Source organism: Bradyrhizobium sp. 76, assembly GCF_023073025.1.
In the GTDB taxonomy this organism is placed as follows: domain Bacteria; phylum Pseudomonadota; class Alphaproteobacteria; order Rhizobiales; family Xanthobacteraceae; genus Bradyrhizobium.
This window is the reverse complement of record NZ_JADPIS010000035.1, coordinates 151,395-166,433: the sequence shown is the minus strand read 5'-3', so window position 1 is coordinate 166,433 and position 15,039 is coordinate 151,395. Positions and strand designations below refer to the sequence as shown.

12 protein-coding genes are annotated in these 15,039 nt (G+C 65.2%); 7 read left to right on the top strand and 5 right to left on the bottom strand.

Going from position 1 to position 15,039, the window contains the following annotated elements; genetic code table 11:
- The first annotated feature begins 5 nt into the window (after window positions 1-5).
- Window positions 6-896, top strand: coding sequence for a LysR family transcriptional regulator (locus IVB48_RS08580; RefSeq protein ID WP_247399381.1), 891 nt, complete (start codon window positions 6-8; stop codon window positions 894-896).
- Between the two features lie 826 nt (window positions 897-1,722).
- On the top strand, window positions 1,723-4,512 hold the full coding sequence (gene ppc / locus IVB48_RS08575) for a phosphoenolpyruvate carboxylase (protein ID WP_247399378.1): 2,790 nt from the start codon (window positions 1,723-1,725) through the stop codon (window positions 4,510-4,512).
- Between the two features lie 50 nt (window positions 4,513-4,562).
- Here the strand turns inward: ppc and IVB48_RS08570 are convergent, their stop codons facing one another.
- The 4 genes from IVB48_RS08570 to IVB48_RS08555 all read right to left on the bottom strand — a co-directional run bounded on the left by IVB48_RS08570 (window position 4,563) and on the right by IVB48_RS08555 (window position 8,321).
- Entirely contained in the window at window positions 4,563-5,729 is a 1,167-nt protein-coding gene (locus tag IVB48_RS08570; RefSeq protein ID WP_247399375.1) for an SMP-30/gluconolactonase/LRE family protein, read from the bottom strand.
- Between the two features lie 114 nt (window positions 5,730-5,843).
- The gene (locus tag IVB48_RS08565) at window positions 5,844-6,758 is read right to left on the bottom strand and encodes an SDR family oxidoreductase (RefSeq protein WP_247399372.1); all 915 of its coding nucleotides are present in this window, start codon (window positions 6,756-6,758) and stop codon (window positions 5,844-5,846) included.
- A gap of 5 nt (window positions 6,759-6,763) precedes the next feature.
- A complete protein-coding gene (locus tag IVB48_RS08560; RefSeq protein WP_247399370.1) occupies window positions 6,764-7,903 on the bottom strand; it encodes a thiolase in 1,140 nt (379 codons plus the stop codon).
- Window positions 7,904-7,907: 4 nt separating this feature from the next.
- Window positions 7,908-8,321, bottom strand: coding sequence for an OB-fold domain-containing protein (locus IVB48_RS08555; protein ID WP_247399366.1), 414 nt, complete (start codon window positions 8,319-8,321; stop codon window positions 7,908-7,910).
- A 173-nt stretch (window positions 8,322-8,494) separates the two neighbouring features.
- Between IVB48_RS08555 and IVB48_RS08550 the strand changes: the two genes are divergently transcribed.
- From IVB48_RS08550 to IVB48_RS08530, 5 genes are all read left to right on the top strand, one after another.
- Window positions 8,495-9,844, top strand: coding sequence for an amidase (locus IVB48_RS08550; RefSeq protein ID WP_247399364.1), 1,350 nt, complete (start codon window positions 8,495-8,497; stop codon window positions 9,842-9,844).
- Complete coding sequence (locus IVB48_RS08545) at window positions 9,837-10,523, top strand: DUF2848 domain-containing protein (protein ID WP_247399362.1); 687 nt, start codon at window positions 9,837-9,839, stop codon at window positions 10,521-10,523. The genes IVB48_RS08550 and IVB48_RS08545 overlap by 8 nt, the downstream gene beginning before the upstream one ends.
- Window positions 10,524-10,706: 183 nt before the next feature.
- Window positions 10,707-11,453: a 2OG-Fe(II) oxygenase gene (locus IVB48_RS08540; RefSeq protein WP_247399359.1), complete on the top strand. Its 747-nt coding sequence runs from the start codon at window positions 10,707-10,709 to the stop codon at window positions 11,451-11,453.
- Between the two features lie 9 nt (window positions 11,454-11,462).
- Window positions 11,463-12,116, top strand: a complete 654-nt coding sequence (gene alkB, locus IVB48_RS08535; protein ID WP_027568978.1) for a DNA oxidative demethylase AlkB — start codon at window positions 11,463-11,465, stop codon at window positions 12,114-12,116.
- Between the two features lie 54 nt (window positions 12,117-12,170).
- A complete protein-coding gene (locus IVB48_RS08530; RefSeq protein ID WP_027568979.1) occupies window positions 12,171-13,412 on the top strand; it encodes an MFS transporter in 1,242 nt (413 codons plus the stop codon).
- Here the strand turns inward: IVB48_RS08530 and IVB48_RS08525 are convergent.
- Entirely contained in the window at window positions 13,390-15,018 is a 1,629-nt protein-coding gene (locus IVB48_RS08525) for a thiamine pyrophosphate-dependent enzyme (protein ID WP_247399356.1), read from the bottom strand. The two genes, IVB48_RS08530 and IVB48_RS08525, sit on opposite strands and share 23 nt — an antisense overlap.
- Window positions 15,019-15,039: the final 21 nt, after the last annotated feature.

Here is a 15,039-nt window from a genome sequence, read left to right as displayed (position 1 = left end):
TACCGATGGAGCTGATCTGGTTTGAGGACTATCTGGCTCTCTCCGAGACCTTGAGCTTCTCCAAGGCGGCCGAAGCCCGTCACGTCACCCAGCCGGCCTTCAGCCGGCGTATCCGGGCATTGGAGGACTGGGTGGGGGCGCCGCTATTCGTTCGCACGACGCACAGCGTGACGCTCACGCCCGCCGGCGAGCATTTCCACGGCCAGGCAGAGATCCTGACCAGAGCGCTTCACCAACTGCGCCGCGAGACCCTCGAAGTGGCCGGCCGGGGCGTGGGACCGCTGTCGATCGCGGCGACGCATGTATTGTCGTTCACGTTCTTTCCGAAGTGGGTCCGGAGCAGCGAGAAGATCCTCGCCTTAGGCAATCTTAATCTGGTTTCCGACAGCATGCTGGCGTGCGAGCGGATGATGCTCCGGGGCGACGTGTCGTTCTTGTTGTGCCACTACCACCGCAGCATGGGCAGCCGGCTCGATACCAGGCAATTCAAGAGCATTGTCGTAGGGACCGACACGCTACTTCCGCTCAGCGCAGCGGGCACCGGCCGGAAGCCGCGGTGGTCGCTGCAGAGCGACGAGACCATCCCCTACTTGGCCTACAGCCCGCAGTCAGGGCTGGGCCGTATCGTTGCAAGTCAGTTAGCGAAAAGAGACCTGAAGAAGATCTTCACGTCGCATCTCGCCGCGACGCTGCTATCGATGGTCAGGTCCGGAGACGGTGTCGCCTGGCTTCCGCGAACGTTGGCCGAAGACGACATCAAGGCGGGTTCGCTGGTCGCGGCCGGCGATGCCAAGTCCGTAATCCCGATCGAGATACGGCTCTTTCGCCCGGCTGCACGACAGAGTCACGAAGTTGAAGCTCTCTGGTTGGCATTCGAACCTGCAGAGGTCGGCTGAAGAAACATTCGGCTCCCATGGTGACTATACGCCCACGGTTTTTCGATGCCAAAACACACTACATGCAGGTCAAGGAGTGGCACCGAAAAATATTCTGATTGACCGAATTCACGGCTTCGGGTAAACCGCAAGACATCCCGGCCCGCTAAAAGGGCGTTTCGCGATCGTCACGATACGTGAGCCGGGATGCGATGGACGCGGCAGCGCCGGCGCGTGACGAGGTGGCAGGGCGGGCTACGCCTGTGAGCCATCGCGATCTGCGCGAACGACCCGGCGCGGTCACAGCGTTTCTTTTCGGCTTCGGGAGCGAGCACGCGCAAGCTTCCGGATGTCCGGGGAGGGACGTCCGCGGACGGCAAAAGCGTGTGGTCCTGACGCCCGGGGTCTGTGCGTCAAGGCTTGCGGTTATGTGCGGCCCGACCGGGTGCGCGCATCGATCATCCGCAAGGCGACGGGGGCAATAGTGCATCGCTCCCCGGGGAGAGCGCGCCATAAGCCGTAAAACCATTGCGCAGGGAAGGCCGGATGTTCCGGCATCACCTGTGGTCACCCCCGCGTGCGTTTTTCGCGTGCGGACCCTGGGTGCCAGCCGGCGCCCGGCCTTCCCTGCGCCCTTTTTTCTCGACGAGGGCGAAACGGACAGCAAACTCGGGCGCCCCCCGCCGCGAGACCGCGAATGTATGTCTGCGCCCGTCACCAAGGCGCATTCCCACCCATGATCGGTGATGTTGCCGCGCCGCCCCCAACTTCATCTTGCGCTGCGGCAAAAAACTTGCACACTCGGCTGAGCCGGGCAGTCAAGCGAGCTCGACAAGGGGAGCGAGCCATGTCCCTCCAGACCATATCGTCCGACACCGCCGACCAACGCCCCAACCGCCCCGAGGATGTCCTGGCGCTGGAGGCAGATGCGCGGCTGCGGGACGATATCCGCCTGCTCGGGCGCATCCTCGGTGACACCGTGCGCGACCAGGAGGGCGCCGAATTGTTCGATCTGGTCGAGCGCATCCGGCAGACCTCGATCCGCTTCCACCGCGACGAGGACCGGCTCGCCCGCCGCGAGCTCGAGCAGATCCTCGACAGCATGTCGACCTCGGAGACGGTGCGGATCGTCCGCGCCTTCAGCTATTTCTCCCACCTCGCCAACATCGCCGAGGACCAGAACAACATCCGCCAGATGCGCGCCGGCAAGGGTGGCGGCTCCGGCGTGCTGGCCGAGACGCTGGCCCACGCCAAGGCGGCGGGCATCAGTGCCGATGCCCTGCGCGACTTCTTCAAGACCGCGCTGGTCAGCCCGGTGCTGACCGCGCATCCGACCGAGGTGCGCCGCAAGAGCACGATGGACCGCGAGATGGAGGTCGCCGCCCTGCTCGATCGTCGCGAGCGCGTCGCGCTGACGGCGGAGGAGGCTGCCGCAAGCGACGAGCAGCTCCGCCGCGAGGTGCTGACGCTGTGGCAGACCAATCTGCTGCGCCGGACCAAGCTCACCGTGCTCGACGAGGTCGCCAACGGCTTGTCGTTCTACGATTACACGTTTCTGCGCGAGGTGCCGCGGCTGGTCAACACGCTGGAGGACCGGCTGGAGGAGGGCGGCGAGCAGGCGGCCGGCGAGCTCGCCTCGTTCCTGCGCATGGGCAGCTGGATCGGCGGCGACCGCGACGGCAATCCCTTCGTCACCGCCGACGTGATGCGCGGCACGCTGCGGCTGCAGTCGAGCCGGGTGATGCAGTTCTATCTCAATGAGTTGCACGTGCTCGGCTCGGAATTGTCGATCGCAGCGCATCTCGCCGACGTCTCCGAGGAGCTGCGCACGCTGGCGGAGCGCTCGCCCGATACCTCGCCGCATCGGAGCGGCGAGCCCTATCGCCTCGCGGTCTCCGGCATCTATGCGCGCCTGACCGCCACGGCCGAAATGCTTCAGGTCGAGATCACGCGCCGGCCGGTCGGCAAAGGCGCGCCGTATGACAGCGTCGGAGAGTTCAAGGCCGATCTCGACGTGCTGCACCGCTCGCTGATCTCCAACAACGCCGGCGTCATCGCCCGCGGCCGGCTGCGGCTGCTGCGCCGTGCGGTGGACTGCTTTGGATTCCATCTGGCGCGGCTGGACATCCGGCAGAATTCGGCGGTGCACGAGCGTACCATTGCCGAGCTGATGGACGCCGCCAACCCCGGTATGTCCTATCTCGCGCTCGGCGAGGACGCCCGCATCTCGCTGCTCACCAACGAGCTGCGCTCGACGCGTTCGCTGGTGTCGCCGTTCGTCAAGTACAGCGACGAGACCATGGGCGAGCTCAACGTCTTCCATGCGGCCGCGGAAGCGCATGCGAAGTTCGGCTCGGACGCCATTCCCCAATGCATCATCTCGATGTGCAAGGGCATGTCCGACATGCTCGAGGTCGCGGTGCTGCTCAAGGAGGTCGGCCTCGTTCATCCCTCCGGGCGCAGCGCGATCAACGTCGTGCCGCTGTTCGAAACCATCGAGGATCTGCAGGCTTCCAGCGCCATCATGGACCGCATGCTGTCGCTGCATGATTACCGCCGGCTGGTCGACAGCCGCGGCAGCGTGCAGGAGGTCATGCTGGGCTATTCCGACTCGAACAAGGACGGCGGCTTCGTCACCTCGGGCTGGGAGCTCTACAAGGCCGAGATCGGCCTCGTCGACGTGTTCGAGCGCCACGGCGTGCGCCTGCGCCTGTTCCATGGCCGCGGCGGTTCGGTCGGCCGTGGCGGCGGCCCGAGCTACGATGCCATCATCGCCCAGCCCGGCGGCGCGGTGAACGGCCAGATTCGCATCACCGAGCAGGGCGAGATCATCTCGTCGAAATACTCCAACGCCGAAGTTGGCCGCAACAATCTGGAGATACTTGCCGCCGCGACTCTGGAGGCGAGCCTGTTGCATCCGCGCCAGAGCGCGCCGCGGCGCGAATATCTGACCGCGATGGACGAGCTTTCAAGTCTCGCCTTCAAGGCCTACCGCGGCCTCGTCTACGAGACCGACGGCTTTGTCGATTATTTCTGGGCGTCCACCGTCATCAACGAGATCGCGACGCTCAACATCGGCAGCCGCCCGGCCTCGCGCAAGAAGACTCGCGCGATCGAGGACCTTCGCGCCATCCCCTGGGTGTTCTCCTGGGCGCAATGCCGCCTGATGCTGCCCGGTTGGTACGGCTTTGGCAGCGCCGTCGAGCAATGGATCGCGGAGCATCCCGACAAGGGCATGCCGTTCCTCAAAGAGCTCTACAAGGAATGGCCGTTCTTCCGCATGCTGCTGTCGAACATGGACATGGTGCTGGCGAAAAGCTCGATCGCGATCGCCTCGCGCTATGCCGAACTCGTGCCCGACGAAGCTCTGCGTGAAAAAATCTTCGGCCGCATCCGCCGCGAATGGCACTCCTGCATCGAGACGCTCTTGGACATCATGGGCCAGGACCGCCTGCTCCAGGGCAACCCGCTGCTGGAACGCTCGGTGCGCCACCGCTTCCCCTATCTCGACCCGCTCAACCATGTGCAGGTCGAGCTGCTGAAAGAGCATCGCGCGCAGAACCCGGATGAGCAGGTGCTGCGCGGGATTCAGCTCACGATCAACGGGATCTCGGCGGGGCTGAGGAATACGGGTTGAGAAGCGAGTAGCGAACCGTACGGTTCGCTACTCGCTTCTCTATTAATCGCTTACGGCTTCATCGCGCCCTGCACACTGGTGTAGACGGCATAGAGCGATGTCGAGCCACAAATATAGAGCCTATTTCGCTGCTGACCGCCGAAGCACAAATTAGCGACGGTTTCCGGAATATGAATCTTGCCCAGCAACTCGCCGGAGGGCGTGTAGCAGCGTACGCCGTCTTCGTTTGCGTCCCCCCAGCCCACCGAGCACCAGACGCGTCCTTCGGTGTCACAGCGGACACCATCGGTGATGCTCGGTTTTGGCATCTCTGCGAACACCTTGCTGTTCGAGACCTTGCCCCCGGCGACGTCGAGGTCAAACACGCGGATATGGGATGGATTGTCGGGCCCATCCGTGAAGCCGGTGTCGCAGATGTAGAGCTTCTTCTCGTCCGGCGAGATGGCAAGCCCGTTCGGCTCGACAAAGTCGTCGACGACGACCTTGACCTCTCCGGACTTCGGATCGACCCGGTAGACGTTCTTCTTCTCCTGCTCGGGCTCGGCCTTGATTCCTTCGTAGAAACCGCCGATGCCGTAGGCGGGATCGGTGAACCAGATTGCGCCATCGGCCGTCACGACCGCATCGTTGGGCGAGTTCAGTCGCTTGCCATTGAACTTGTCGGCGATGATGGTGATCGAGCCGTCGAGTTCGGTGCGCGTCACGCGCCGACCGCTGTGCTCGCACGTGATCAGGCGTCCTTCGCGATCAATCGTGTTGCCGTTCGAGTTCATCGAGGGCTGGCGATAGACACTGACGTGGCCGTCGTCCTCCGAGAAGCGCATGATGCGATTATTCGGAATGTCGCTGAACAGCAGGTATCGCCCCGCCGCGAAATATACTGGCCCCTCGGCCCAGCGGAAGCCCGTTGCGACTCGCTCGACGGCCATGGTGCCGGCAAAGGCGGGAAAGCCGGGGGGCCCAAACGATGGCGGCCCCTTCTTGGCCGATTCCAAGTGGGCGTCCGGGTAGCGGCTGCCTGGCAGCGGCCCCAACGGCAGCGGCGCGGTCGATCTTGTCGGTGCACCCGTCTGGCCCAAGGGCGTTACGGACGCCCCCAGGGCTGCGGTCATGGTGACGCCCGTCGCCGCAACTGCCGCTGCCGCACCCTTCAACAGGGTGCGGCGCGCGAGAACAGGCTCATTGACGTCGGTGGAGATGGTCAGTGGGTTTGTCATAGTCGCCTCCCATTTTTTTGTTTGGGAGAAAACTGTCCGCCTGCAATCGGGCGTAAAGCGGGCGATCCCCGGCTGGACAACCGGAGATCGCAATGCAGCAAAGGTGGAATTCGCTTACACGGGATCCCACGGGAAGATGTCGGCGGAGCGGTCGAGCTTGTAGAACGATCCCTTCAGCGCCGGCATGCCGTGTTCCCCGATCGATTGCGGCGTCCAACCTTCGCTCCGGTGCACCGAGCGCAGCGGACGGTTCTGGCTGAACAGGAACAGCTCGTTCATGCGTGCGCCAAAGATCTGCCCGGAGACGTCCTTGGCGGCGTCGGAGAGCAGATAGGCGCAGACCGGCGCGATCTTCTCCGGTCCCATCTGCTTGATCTTCTCGACCCGCGCCTTCTCGGCTTCGGTCTCGGTCGGGATGGTGCCGATCATGCGGGTCCAGGCGAACGGCGAGACGCAGTTGGAACGGACGTTGAAGCGGCCCATGTCGAGCGCAATCGACTTCGACAGGCCGACGATGCCGAGCTTGGCGGCGGCGTAATTGGCTTGTCCAAAGTTGCCGATCAGGCCCGAGGTCGAGGTGAAGTGGACGAAGGAGCCGCTCTCCTGCTCGCGGAAGATCCGCGCCGCGGCGTGGCTGACGTAGAACGAGCCCATCAAATGCACCTTGATGACGGCCTCGAACGCTTCCACGCTCATCTTGTGGAAGATCATGTCGCGCAGGATGCCGGCATTGTTGACCACGCCGTCGAGCCGGCCGAAATGATCGGTCGCGGTCTTCACGATCTTGCTGGCGGGGATGGCTTCGGCCACCGACTCGAAATTTGCGACGGCGGTGCCGCCGCGCTTCTTGATCTCCTCGACCACTTCCTCGGCGGGCGCGGCGCTGGTGCCGGCGCCGTCCGCGGCGACGCCTGGATCGTTGACGACGACCTTGGCGCCCTCGCCAGCGCAAAGCAGCGCGATCTCCCGTCCGATGCCGCGGCCTGCGCCGGTGACGATGATGACCTTGTCTTGCAGTGATTTCGTCATGTGGATTACCTCTCGTTCGTAAACACGATCGTGCCCGACGCGGCGAACATGCCGCCGACGCCGTGGCACACCGAAATCTTCGCGTTGGCGACCTGCGCCGGCGCAATGCCGCGCATCTGCCGGACGCTCTCCTGGAGCGCGTACATGCCGTACATGCCGGAATGCATGTAGCTCAAGCCGCCGCCATTGGTGTTGAGCGGAAGCTTGGCCCCAGGCCGCGTGTTGCCGTCCGCGATGAACTTGCCGGTCTCCTCGTGCGGCATAAAGCCGAGATCGCCGAGGCCGAACAGCGGCAGATGCGCAAACGCGTCGTAGATCATGAGATGATCGACGTCCTTATGTGCAATGCCGGCCTCCCTGAACGCCAGCGGTCCCGCGGTCTTGAACGCGCGCGAGGAATTAAAAGTCTCCATCTGGCTGACCATCGGCGTCTCCACGCTCTCGCCGGTGCCCATGATGTAGACCGGCTTGCGCGGAAAATCCTTGGCACGGTCCGCCGAGGTCAGGATCAGCGCGCCGCCGCCGTCGGTGACGAGGCAGCATTGCAGCAGGCGGAACGGGTAGGCGATCATGCGCGAGTTGAGGACGTCGGCGACCGTGATCGGGTCCTTCATCATCGCGCGCGGATTCTTCGCCGCCCATTCCCGCTGCACCACCGCGACCGCGGCGAGCTGCTCGTGCGTGATGCCATAGGTCTTCATGAAGCGCAGCACGGGGATCGGGAACATGCTGGGCGGGCCGTAGACGCCGAACGGCGCTTCGAACTGGCCTTGCAGGCTGTCGGCGGGAATCGAGCGCGGCGCCTTGCCGATCATCGACTTGCCGCTCTCGGCATGGGTGATCAGCACGGTCTTGCACAGGCCGGCCTCGATCGCTGCGGCGGCATGGCGGACGTGCAGCATGAAGGAGCAGCCGCCGACCGAGGTGCCGTCCACCCAGGTCGGTTTGATGCCGAGATAGTGGCAGACCTGCTGCGGTGTCTCGACGGCGGTGGCGAAGCCGTCGATGTCCGACAGCTTCAGGCCGGCATCGGCAATGGCATTGAGCGCCGCATCCGCGTGAAGCTGGAGCTGCGAGGCGTTGGGAATGACACCGAGCTCGGTGGTCTCGGCCGCGCCGACGACGGCAACCTGATTGCTGCGCATGGGCTTACCCCTTCGCCGGACGGAATACGGGAAGGGTGATCTTGTCGTCGAGCGTCTCGAAGCAGACCTCGAGCTTCATGTCGAGCTCGAGCGCCTCCGGCGTCTGCGGGCAGTCGATGATGTTGCTCATCATCCGCGGTCCCTCGGCAAGTTCAACCACGGCGATCGCGTAAGGCGGCGTGAAGCCGGGCGCGGCGGGACGATGGTTGATCACGTAGCTGTAGAGGAAGCCCTTGCCACTCGCCTTGAAGATGCTGACCTTGCGCGAGGCGCAGGACGGGCAGAACGGGCGCGGAGGAAAATAGACATGCGCGCAGGCATCGCAGCGCTGCAGGCGCAACTCACCCGTCTTGGTACCGTCCCAGAAATGCTGGGTCTCGGGCGTCGGTTTCGGTCGCGCGCGCTGCGGTTCGGCCATCTCGGCAGGTCCTCCCAAGGCCAAGCTGAGCCCGGCTGTTGCGATCTTGATGCGACAATCGACCATGGCGCGTCAACGGTCCAGCAATGCGCATGCATGCCATCATGCGCACAATGCTTGTGTCGAAGTGAGGCAGCGCTATACATTGCGCGCAAATATTCCGTGAGACAGACATGCCCGATTTTCCGACAGTGACGAAGCTCGCCGAAGACCTCGAAAGCGGCCGCACCACCTCCCGCAAGCTGGTCGAGGCTTGCATCGCCAAAATCGCCGATCCGGCCGGCGAGGGGCAGCGTGCCTTCATCCATGTCGACAAGGATGCCGCGCTTATGGCGGCCGATGCGATGGACGGTTTGCGCAAGGTGAAGGCGGCGCCGTCGCGCTACGCCGGTATCCCGGTCTCGATCAAGGATCTCTTCGACATCAAGGGCCAGGTGACGCGCGCCGGCTCCCGCGCGCTCGACGATTCCTCCCCGGCCGAACAGGATGCCCCCACGGTGGCGCGGCTGCGCAAGGCCGGCTTCGTCGTGATCGGGCGCACCAACATGACCGAGTTCGCCTATTCCGGCATCGGCATCAATCCGCATTACGGCACGCCAAAGGGCGTCTGGAACCGGGCCGAGGGCTACGTGCCCGGCGGGTCGTCCTCGGGCGCCGCGGTTTCCGTGCTCGACGGCATGGCGCATGGCGCGCTCGGCACCGACACCGGCGGCTCCTGCCGGATTCCGGCGGCCTATAACGGCATCGTCGGCTACAAGCCGACGCAGCGGCGCGTGCCGCTCGACGGGGCTGTGCCGCTGTCGTTCTCGCTCGACAGCATCGGGCCGCTGGCACGATCGGTCAGTTGCTGTGCCATTCTCGATGCCGTGCTTGCGAACGAGCCGATCGCCCCGCTGAAGCCCCGGCCCGTCAAGGGCATGCGGCTGGCGGTCCCGACCACGATCGCGCTCGACGACCTCGACGCGGCTGTGGCCGCGACATTCGAGCGTGCACTCAAGAGCCTTGCCGATCATGGTGCGATCATCGAGCGCATCGAGATGGCTGAATTCCACGACATCGGGCCGATGAACGCCAAGGGCGGCTTTGCGGCTTCCGAAAGCTATGCCTGGCATCGCTACCTCCTCACGTCCAAGGGCGACGTCTACGATCCCCGAGTCTCCGTGCGCATCATGCGTGGCGAGGCGCAGAGCGCGGCGGACTACATCGATCTTCTCCATGAGCGCCGCTCGCTGATCGCCCGCGTCAATGCGCGCATCGCGCCCTATGACGCGCTGGTGCTGCCGACCACCGCCAACACGCCGCCGAAAATTTCGGACCTTGCCGACGACAAGGCGTTCACAAGGGAAAACCTGCGGGCGCTCCGCAACTGCACCCTGATCAACATGATCGACGGCTGCGCCATCTCGCTGCCTGCGCATCGCGAGGGCGAGATTCCGGTCGGCCTGATGCTGGCGGGCGCGGGCGGATCGGACCGCCGTATCTTCGAGCTTGCTGCCGGCATGGAGGCCGTAATTCGTGTTTGACCTGACTTTCACCGTTGACGCCCAGGACACCACCACGCCGCTGACGCTGGCGATCGACCAGATGGTCATCGCCGGCTGGACCGGCCGCGATCCGGTCGCGCGCGACAAGCACATTGCCGAGCTGCAGGAGATGGGTATCGCCCCGCCGGCCTCGACGCCGATCTACTATCGCGCCTCGGCACGACGGCTGACGATGGAAGACAGCATCGAATGCACCGGAGGCGATTCCTCTGGCGAGGTCGAGTTCGTGCTGATCGGCTGGCAGGGTCGCATTTTCGTCGGCTGCGGTTCCGACCACACCGACCGCAAGGTCGAGGCCTATAACGTCACGGTGTCCAAGCAGATGTGCGACAAGCCGATCGCATCCACGCTGTGGGAGCTCGAGGACGTCATCGGCCACTGGGACAGGATGATCCTGCGCTCCTGGGCCACGATCAAGGGCGAGCGCGTGCTCTATCAGGAGGGCACGCTCGATGCGATGCTGCCGGTGGCCGACCTGATCGCGGGTGGCTTCGAGGGAGGGAAATTTCCCGACGGCTGCGCCATGTTCGGCGGCACGTTTGCGGCGAAGGGCGGTATCCGCTCCGCCGACCGTTTCGATTTCGAGCTGGAAGACCCGGTGCTGAAGCGCACGATCAAGCACGGCTATGACGTGGTGACGCTGCCCGTGAGGGGCTAAGGTCTCTCCGCCGTCATTGCGAGCGGAACTCTCTCCGCCGTCATTGCGAGGAGCCCTTGCGACGAAGCAATCCAGGCTGGTTCCGCGGGGGGATTCTGGATTGCTTCGCTCCGCTCGCAATGACGGGGAGAGAGACGGAAATCGGGTGGTAGAGGACGGGGCGGTCTTGCGAAGGTCAGAGCCATGACAGCAACAGCACGCAAATCGCCTCATAAGTCAGCCACGGACCCCGCCGCCCGCGTCGATGCCCTCGACTGGCCCCAGATCACCGGCGAACTCGACACCCAGGGCTGCGCGCTCCTGAAAGGCCTGCTCACGCCGGACCAGTGCCGCGCCGTCGCCGCGCTCTATCCCCACGACGCCAACTTCCGCAGCCGCATCGTCATGGGCCGCCATGGCTTCGGTCGCGGCGAGTACAAATATTTCTCCTACCCGCTGCCTGACCTGATCGCGCAGTTGCGCCCGACGCTCTACGCGCATCTCCAGGGCGTCGCCAACCGCTGGAACGAGGCTATGGGGATCGACATCCGCTACCCGGCCGAACACGCGGCGTTCCTGAAGCGGTGCCACGAGGCAGGCCAAGCGCGACCGACGCCGCTGCTGCTGCAATACGAGGCCGGCGATTTCAACTGTCTGCATCAGGACCTCTATGGCGAGCACGTGTTCCCGTTGCAGGTCGCGATCCTCTTGTCGGAGCCCGGCCGCGATTTCACCGGCGGCGAGTTCGTGCTGACCGAGCAGCGCACGCGCATGCAGTCCCGCGCCGAAGTGGTTCCGCTCGCGCAGGGCGACGCCGTGGCCTTCGCTGTGCATCACCGCCCGGTGCAGGGGACACGCGGCACCTACCGCGTTAATCTCCGCCATGGCGTCAGCCGGGTCAGGTCCGGTCAGCGCCACACACTAGGTGTGATCTTTCACGATGCGAAATAAACGCTGCCACTGATGGCGGATTTGTTCGATAGCGTTGCCGAAGCCCAGCCGTCGCGCGAGGAGATCGCCGACGGCGCCGTTCTGCTGCGCGGCTTCGTCAAGCCGATCGAGAGCGAGTTGATCGAAGCCGTGCGCGCCATCGTGGCGCAGTCGCCGTTCCGCCGCATGACCACGCCCGGCGGGCATCTGATGTCGGTCGCCATGACCAATTGCGGCGAGCGCGGCTGGATCACCGATCATACCGGCTATCGCTATGATCCCATCGACCCGCGGACCGGGGCGCCGTGGCCGGCGATGCCGCCGGTGCTCCGCGATCTGGCGTTGCGCGCCGCGGAGCAGGGCGGCTTTGCCGGCTTCGCGCCCGACGCGTGCCTCGTCAACCGCTACGAGCCCGGCACGCGGCTGTCATTGCATCAGGACAAGGACGAGCTGGATTATTCAGCGCCGATCGTCTCGGTCTCGCTCGGGCTGCCTGCGACGTTCCTGTTCGGCGGCCTGGCACGCAGCGACAAGCCGCGCCGCTTCCGCTTGGTCCATGGCGATGTCGTGGTCTGGGGCGGGCCGTCACGGCTCGCCTATCACGGCGTCGCGCCGCTGGCCGACGGTGAACATGCGTTGCTGGGGCGGAAGCGGATCAATTTGACGTTCCGAAAGGTCCGCTGACGCGTTTCCTCGCAGCCGCCGCTCGTCTAAGCTTCCGGCAGGGGAGACGGCGATATGGCGACCACACAGCTCTCGGCCGGCACTGGCGCGGCCAACCGTACCGGCTTGTATCTGGCCGTGCTGCAACTGGCGTTCACGCTTGGCTGGACCACCTACGTCATCTATCTGCCAAAGCTCGCGGCTGAGGTCGGCGTCGCGCCATCAGCCGTCATCCTCATCCTGATGCTGGACCAGGCGATCTTCACCATCGCCGACACCGCGATGGGGATCGCCGCCGACAAGATCGCTCCCCATCTCGGCAGGCTAGGCCTGTTCGTCGGGCTCGTGGCCGCGATCTCCTGCGGCGCGTTCGTCGCGCTGCCCTTCGTCGCAGGACGCGGGGTGGCCGCGCAGGGGTGGTTCATTGCCCTGATCGTGGTCTGGTCGATCACCTCGTCCGCGCTGCGCGCGCCGCCGCTGACCCTGCTCGGCAAATACCGCGCCCGGCCGCAGGTGCCGTTCCTCGCCGCGCTCGCGATGCTCGGCTATGGCGTCGCCGGCGCAGTCTCGCCCTATCTCGGCGTGGTGCTGCGCGAGCACGATGCGCGGCTGCCCTTCGTGATATCGAGCGCAGTGTTGCTGTTGACCGCGCTCGGACTGTCACGGATCGAGCACGAGGTGGCCCGCGACACCGCGCCGCCCACACCGCCCGAAGCGGCAAAGCCGCTTGGCCTCGTGCCGATCGCCTTCATCGTCGCGATGGTGGCGCTCGCGCTCGGTTATCAGTTGCACTTCGCTCTGAACAGCGCGCCGTTCTACCTGCGCTTTGCCAAGCCGGATGAGCTGCAATGGCTGATGCCGGTGTTCTGGATCGGTTTCAACATTGCCATGTTTCCGGCAAGCCTCGTCGCCAAGCACCGTGGCGGCGTGATCGTGATGGGCGCGGCCGGACTGCTTGGAGCGGTCGCGATTGCTGCGGCCGAATTCGCCGGCAGCCTCAACACGCTGATCGTCGCGCAGTTTCTCGCCGGAGCAGCGTGGGGCTGCATGCTGATGAGCGCGATCTCGGCTGCGTTGGCCATCGGCTCGACCGGCGCGGAGGGAAAGGTGACCGGCCTCGTCTTCTCGGCGCTGGCACTCGGGACCTTGGCACGAATGGCGGCGGTTGCCGGCGGCTTGCAGAAAGTGCCTGACTACGCGCCGCTGCTGCACTGGGCCCCGGTCGCCTGCTGGGCGGTCGCAGGCGCGGGCCTGCTGGTGATCGCGGCGGCGCGGCTACAGGGCGGCGTTCACCTCAAGGCTTCGGCGGGTGGATGAACGCCCAGGGGCTCACTTCCGAATCCCTGGTCACTTCGATCGAGATCAGATACGGCCCGCCATGGGCGAGCGCCTTCTCCATCGCCGCCTTGAACTGGTCCGGCGCAGTGACGCGCGCTGATGCGACGCCAAAGGACTCCGCCAGCTTGACGAAATCCGGGTTGACCAGATCGGACGCCACCACGCGGCCGTCGAAGCGCTCGCGCTGGTCGCGGCGGACATTGCCATAGGCGTTGTTGTTGAACACCAGCGTCACCACGCCGATGTTGAACTGCACGGCGGTGGCAAGCTCCTGCACGCCGAACATGAAGCCGCCGTCGCCGGTGATCGCCACCACCGGCTTGTCGGGATTGGCGACCTTGGCGCCGAGCGCGGTCGGGAAGCCCGAGCCGAGCGTGCCCTGATAGCCTGATGTGATGAAGGTGCGCGGCTCGTAGATCGGAAAACCGTACCAGGAGGCGAAACCGAACTGCGACAATTCATCTGTCACGATCGCGTTCGCCGGCAGCACCTCGCGCAGGATGTTGAGATATGCCATCTGCGGCTGGATGCGCTGGATCTCGGCTTGCGCCGTCGCAGCAGCCTCGCGGATGTCGCCCCGCCGGCCGCTGGTCCTGGCATAGCCGGCCTTCGTCACGGCGGTGACCAGATCGGCCGCGCCGGCCTTGGCGTCGGCGACGATAGCGACATCGGAGGCGAGCCGGCGCATCTCGGCCGGATCGATATCGACACGAATGGATTTCAGCCCCTTCGGCTGATACGGCCAGCGGAAGCCCGATGCCGGCAGTTCGGCGCGCGTGCCGATTGCGATCATCAAATCGGTTGTCGGCCACAGCTTGTAAGCTGCCGCCATGGTCAGCCCAAGCTCATGCGCGTTGGAGACGATGCCGCGGCCGCTGCGGAAGGCGACGACAGGCGCGTCGATCATCTCGGCGAGTTCGAGAATCTCCTCGCGCGCCTCGATCGCGCCGCTGCCGACGAAGATCATCGGCGCCTTGCTGTTCTTGATCAGCGCGGCCGCCTGCTTGATCATATCAGGGTCGGGCTGCGGCGCGGGCAGCGGCTCCAGCACTTGCGCAGCCGCGGTGTCGGCGCGCTGGGTGAAGACGTCCCAGGGCATCTCGACCGAAGCGGGGCCACGCCGTCCGGACGTCATCTCCTGGAAGGCGCGCGCGACGGTGGTCGGCGCGTTGCCGGGATATTCGATCCGATCCGCCCATTTCACATAGGTGCGCAAGGTCGCGAGCTGGTCCGGCATCTCGTGCAGATGGCCGCGGCCCTTGCCCAGAAACTGCGTCGGCACCTGACCGGTGACGCACAGCACCGGCTCGTTGCAGCCGAAGGCGGTGAGCAGCGCGGCGCTGGCGTTGAGCACGCCGGGGCCGGGCACCACGCTGAACACGCCGGGCCTGCCGCTGGAGCGCGCATAGCCGAACGCCATGTAGCCGCAAGCCTGCTCGTGCCGCGCGCCGATCACCTTGAGCTGGGCCTGGTGGAACGCGTCGAACAGGCCGTAGACCTGGGCGCCGGGCAGGCCGAATACAGTATCGACGCCATGGGCGACAAGGCCGCTTACGATGGCTTCGCCGCCGGTGAGGGTAGTCATGGCATTATTCCATTTCGATTA

Bases quoted from the DNA above. Each gene is read 5' to 3' on its own strand.
- IVB48_RS08565 (WP_247399372.1), bottom strand. From the start codon at position 6,758: ATGACGAAATCACTGCAAGACAAGGTCATCATCGTCACCGGCGCAGGC.
- ppc (WP_247399378.1), top strand. From the start codon at position 1,723: ATGTCCCTCCAGACCATATCGTCCGACACCGCCGACCAACGCCCCAAC.
- IVB48_RS08570 (WP_247399375.1), bottom strand. From the start codon at position 5,729: ATGACAAACCCACTGACCATCTCCACCGACGTCAATGAGCCTGTTCTC.
- IVB48_RS08540 (WP_247399359.1), top strand. From the start codon at position 10,707: ATGACAGCAACAGCACGCAAATCGCCTCATAAGTCAGCCACGGACCCC.
- IVB48_RS08525 (WP_247399356.1), bottom strand. From the start codon at position 15,018: ATGACTACCCTCACCGGCGGCGAAGCCATCGTAAGCGGCCTTGTCGCC.
- IVB48_RS08560 (WP_247399370.1), bottom strand. From the start codon at position 7,903: ATGCGCAGCAATCAGGTTGCCGTCGTCGGCGCGGCCGAGACCACCGAG.
- IVB48_RS08555 (WP_247399366.1), bottom strand. From the start codon at position 8,321: ATGGCCGAACCGCAGCGCGCGCGACCGAAACCGACGCCCGAGACCCAG.
- IVB48_RS08580 (WP_247399381.1), top strand. From the start codon at position 6: ATGGAGCTGATCTGGTTTGAGGACTATCTGGCTCTCTCCGAGACCTTG.
- IVB48_RS08550 (WP_247399364.1), top strand. From the start codon at position 8,495: ATGCCCGATTTTCCGACAGTGACGAAGCTCGCCGAAGACCTCGAAAGC.
- IVB48_RS08530 (WP_027568979.1), top strand. From the start codon at position 12,171: ATGGCGACCACACAGCTCTCGGCCGGCACTGGCGCGGCCAACCGTACC.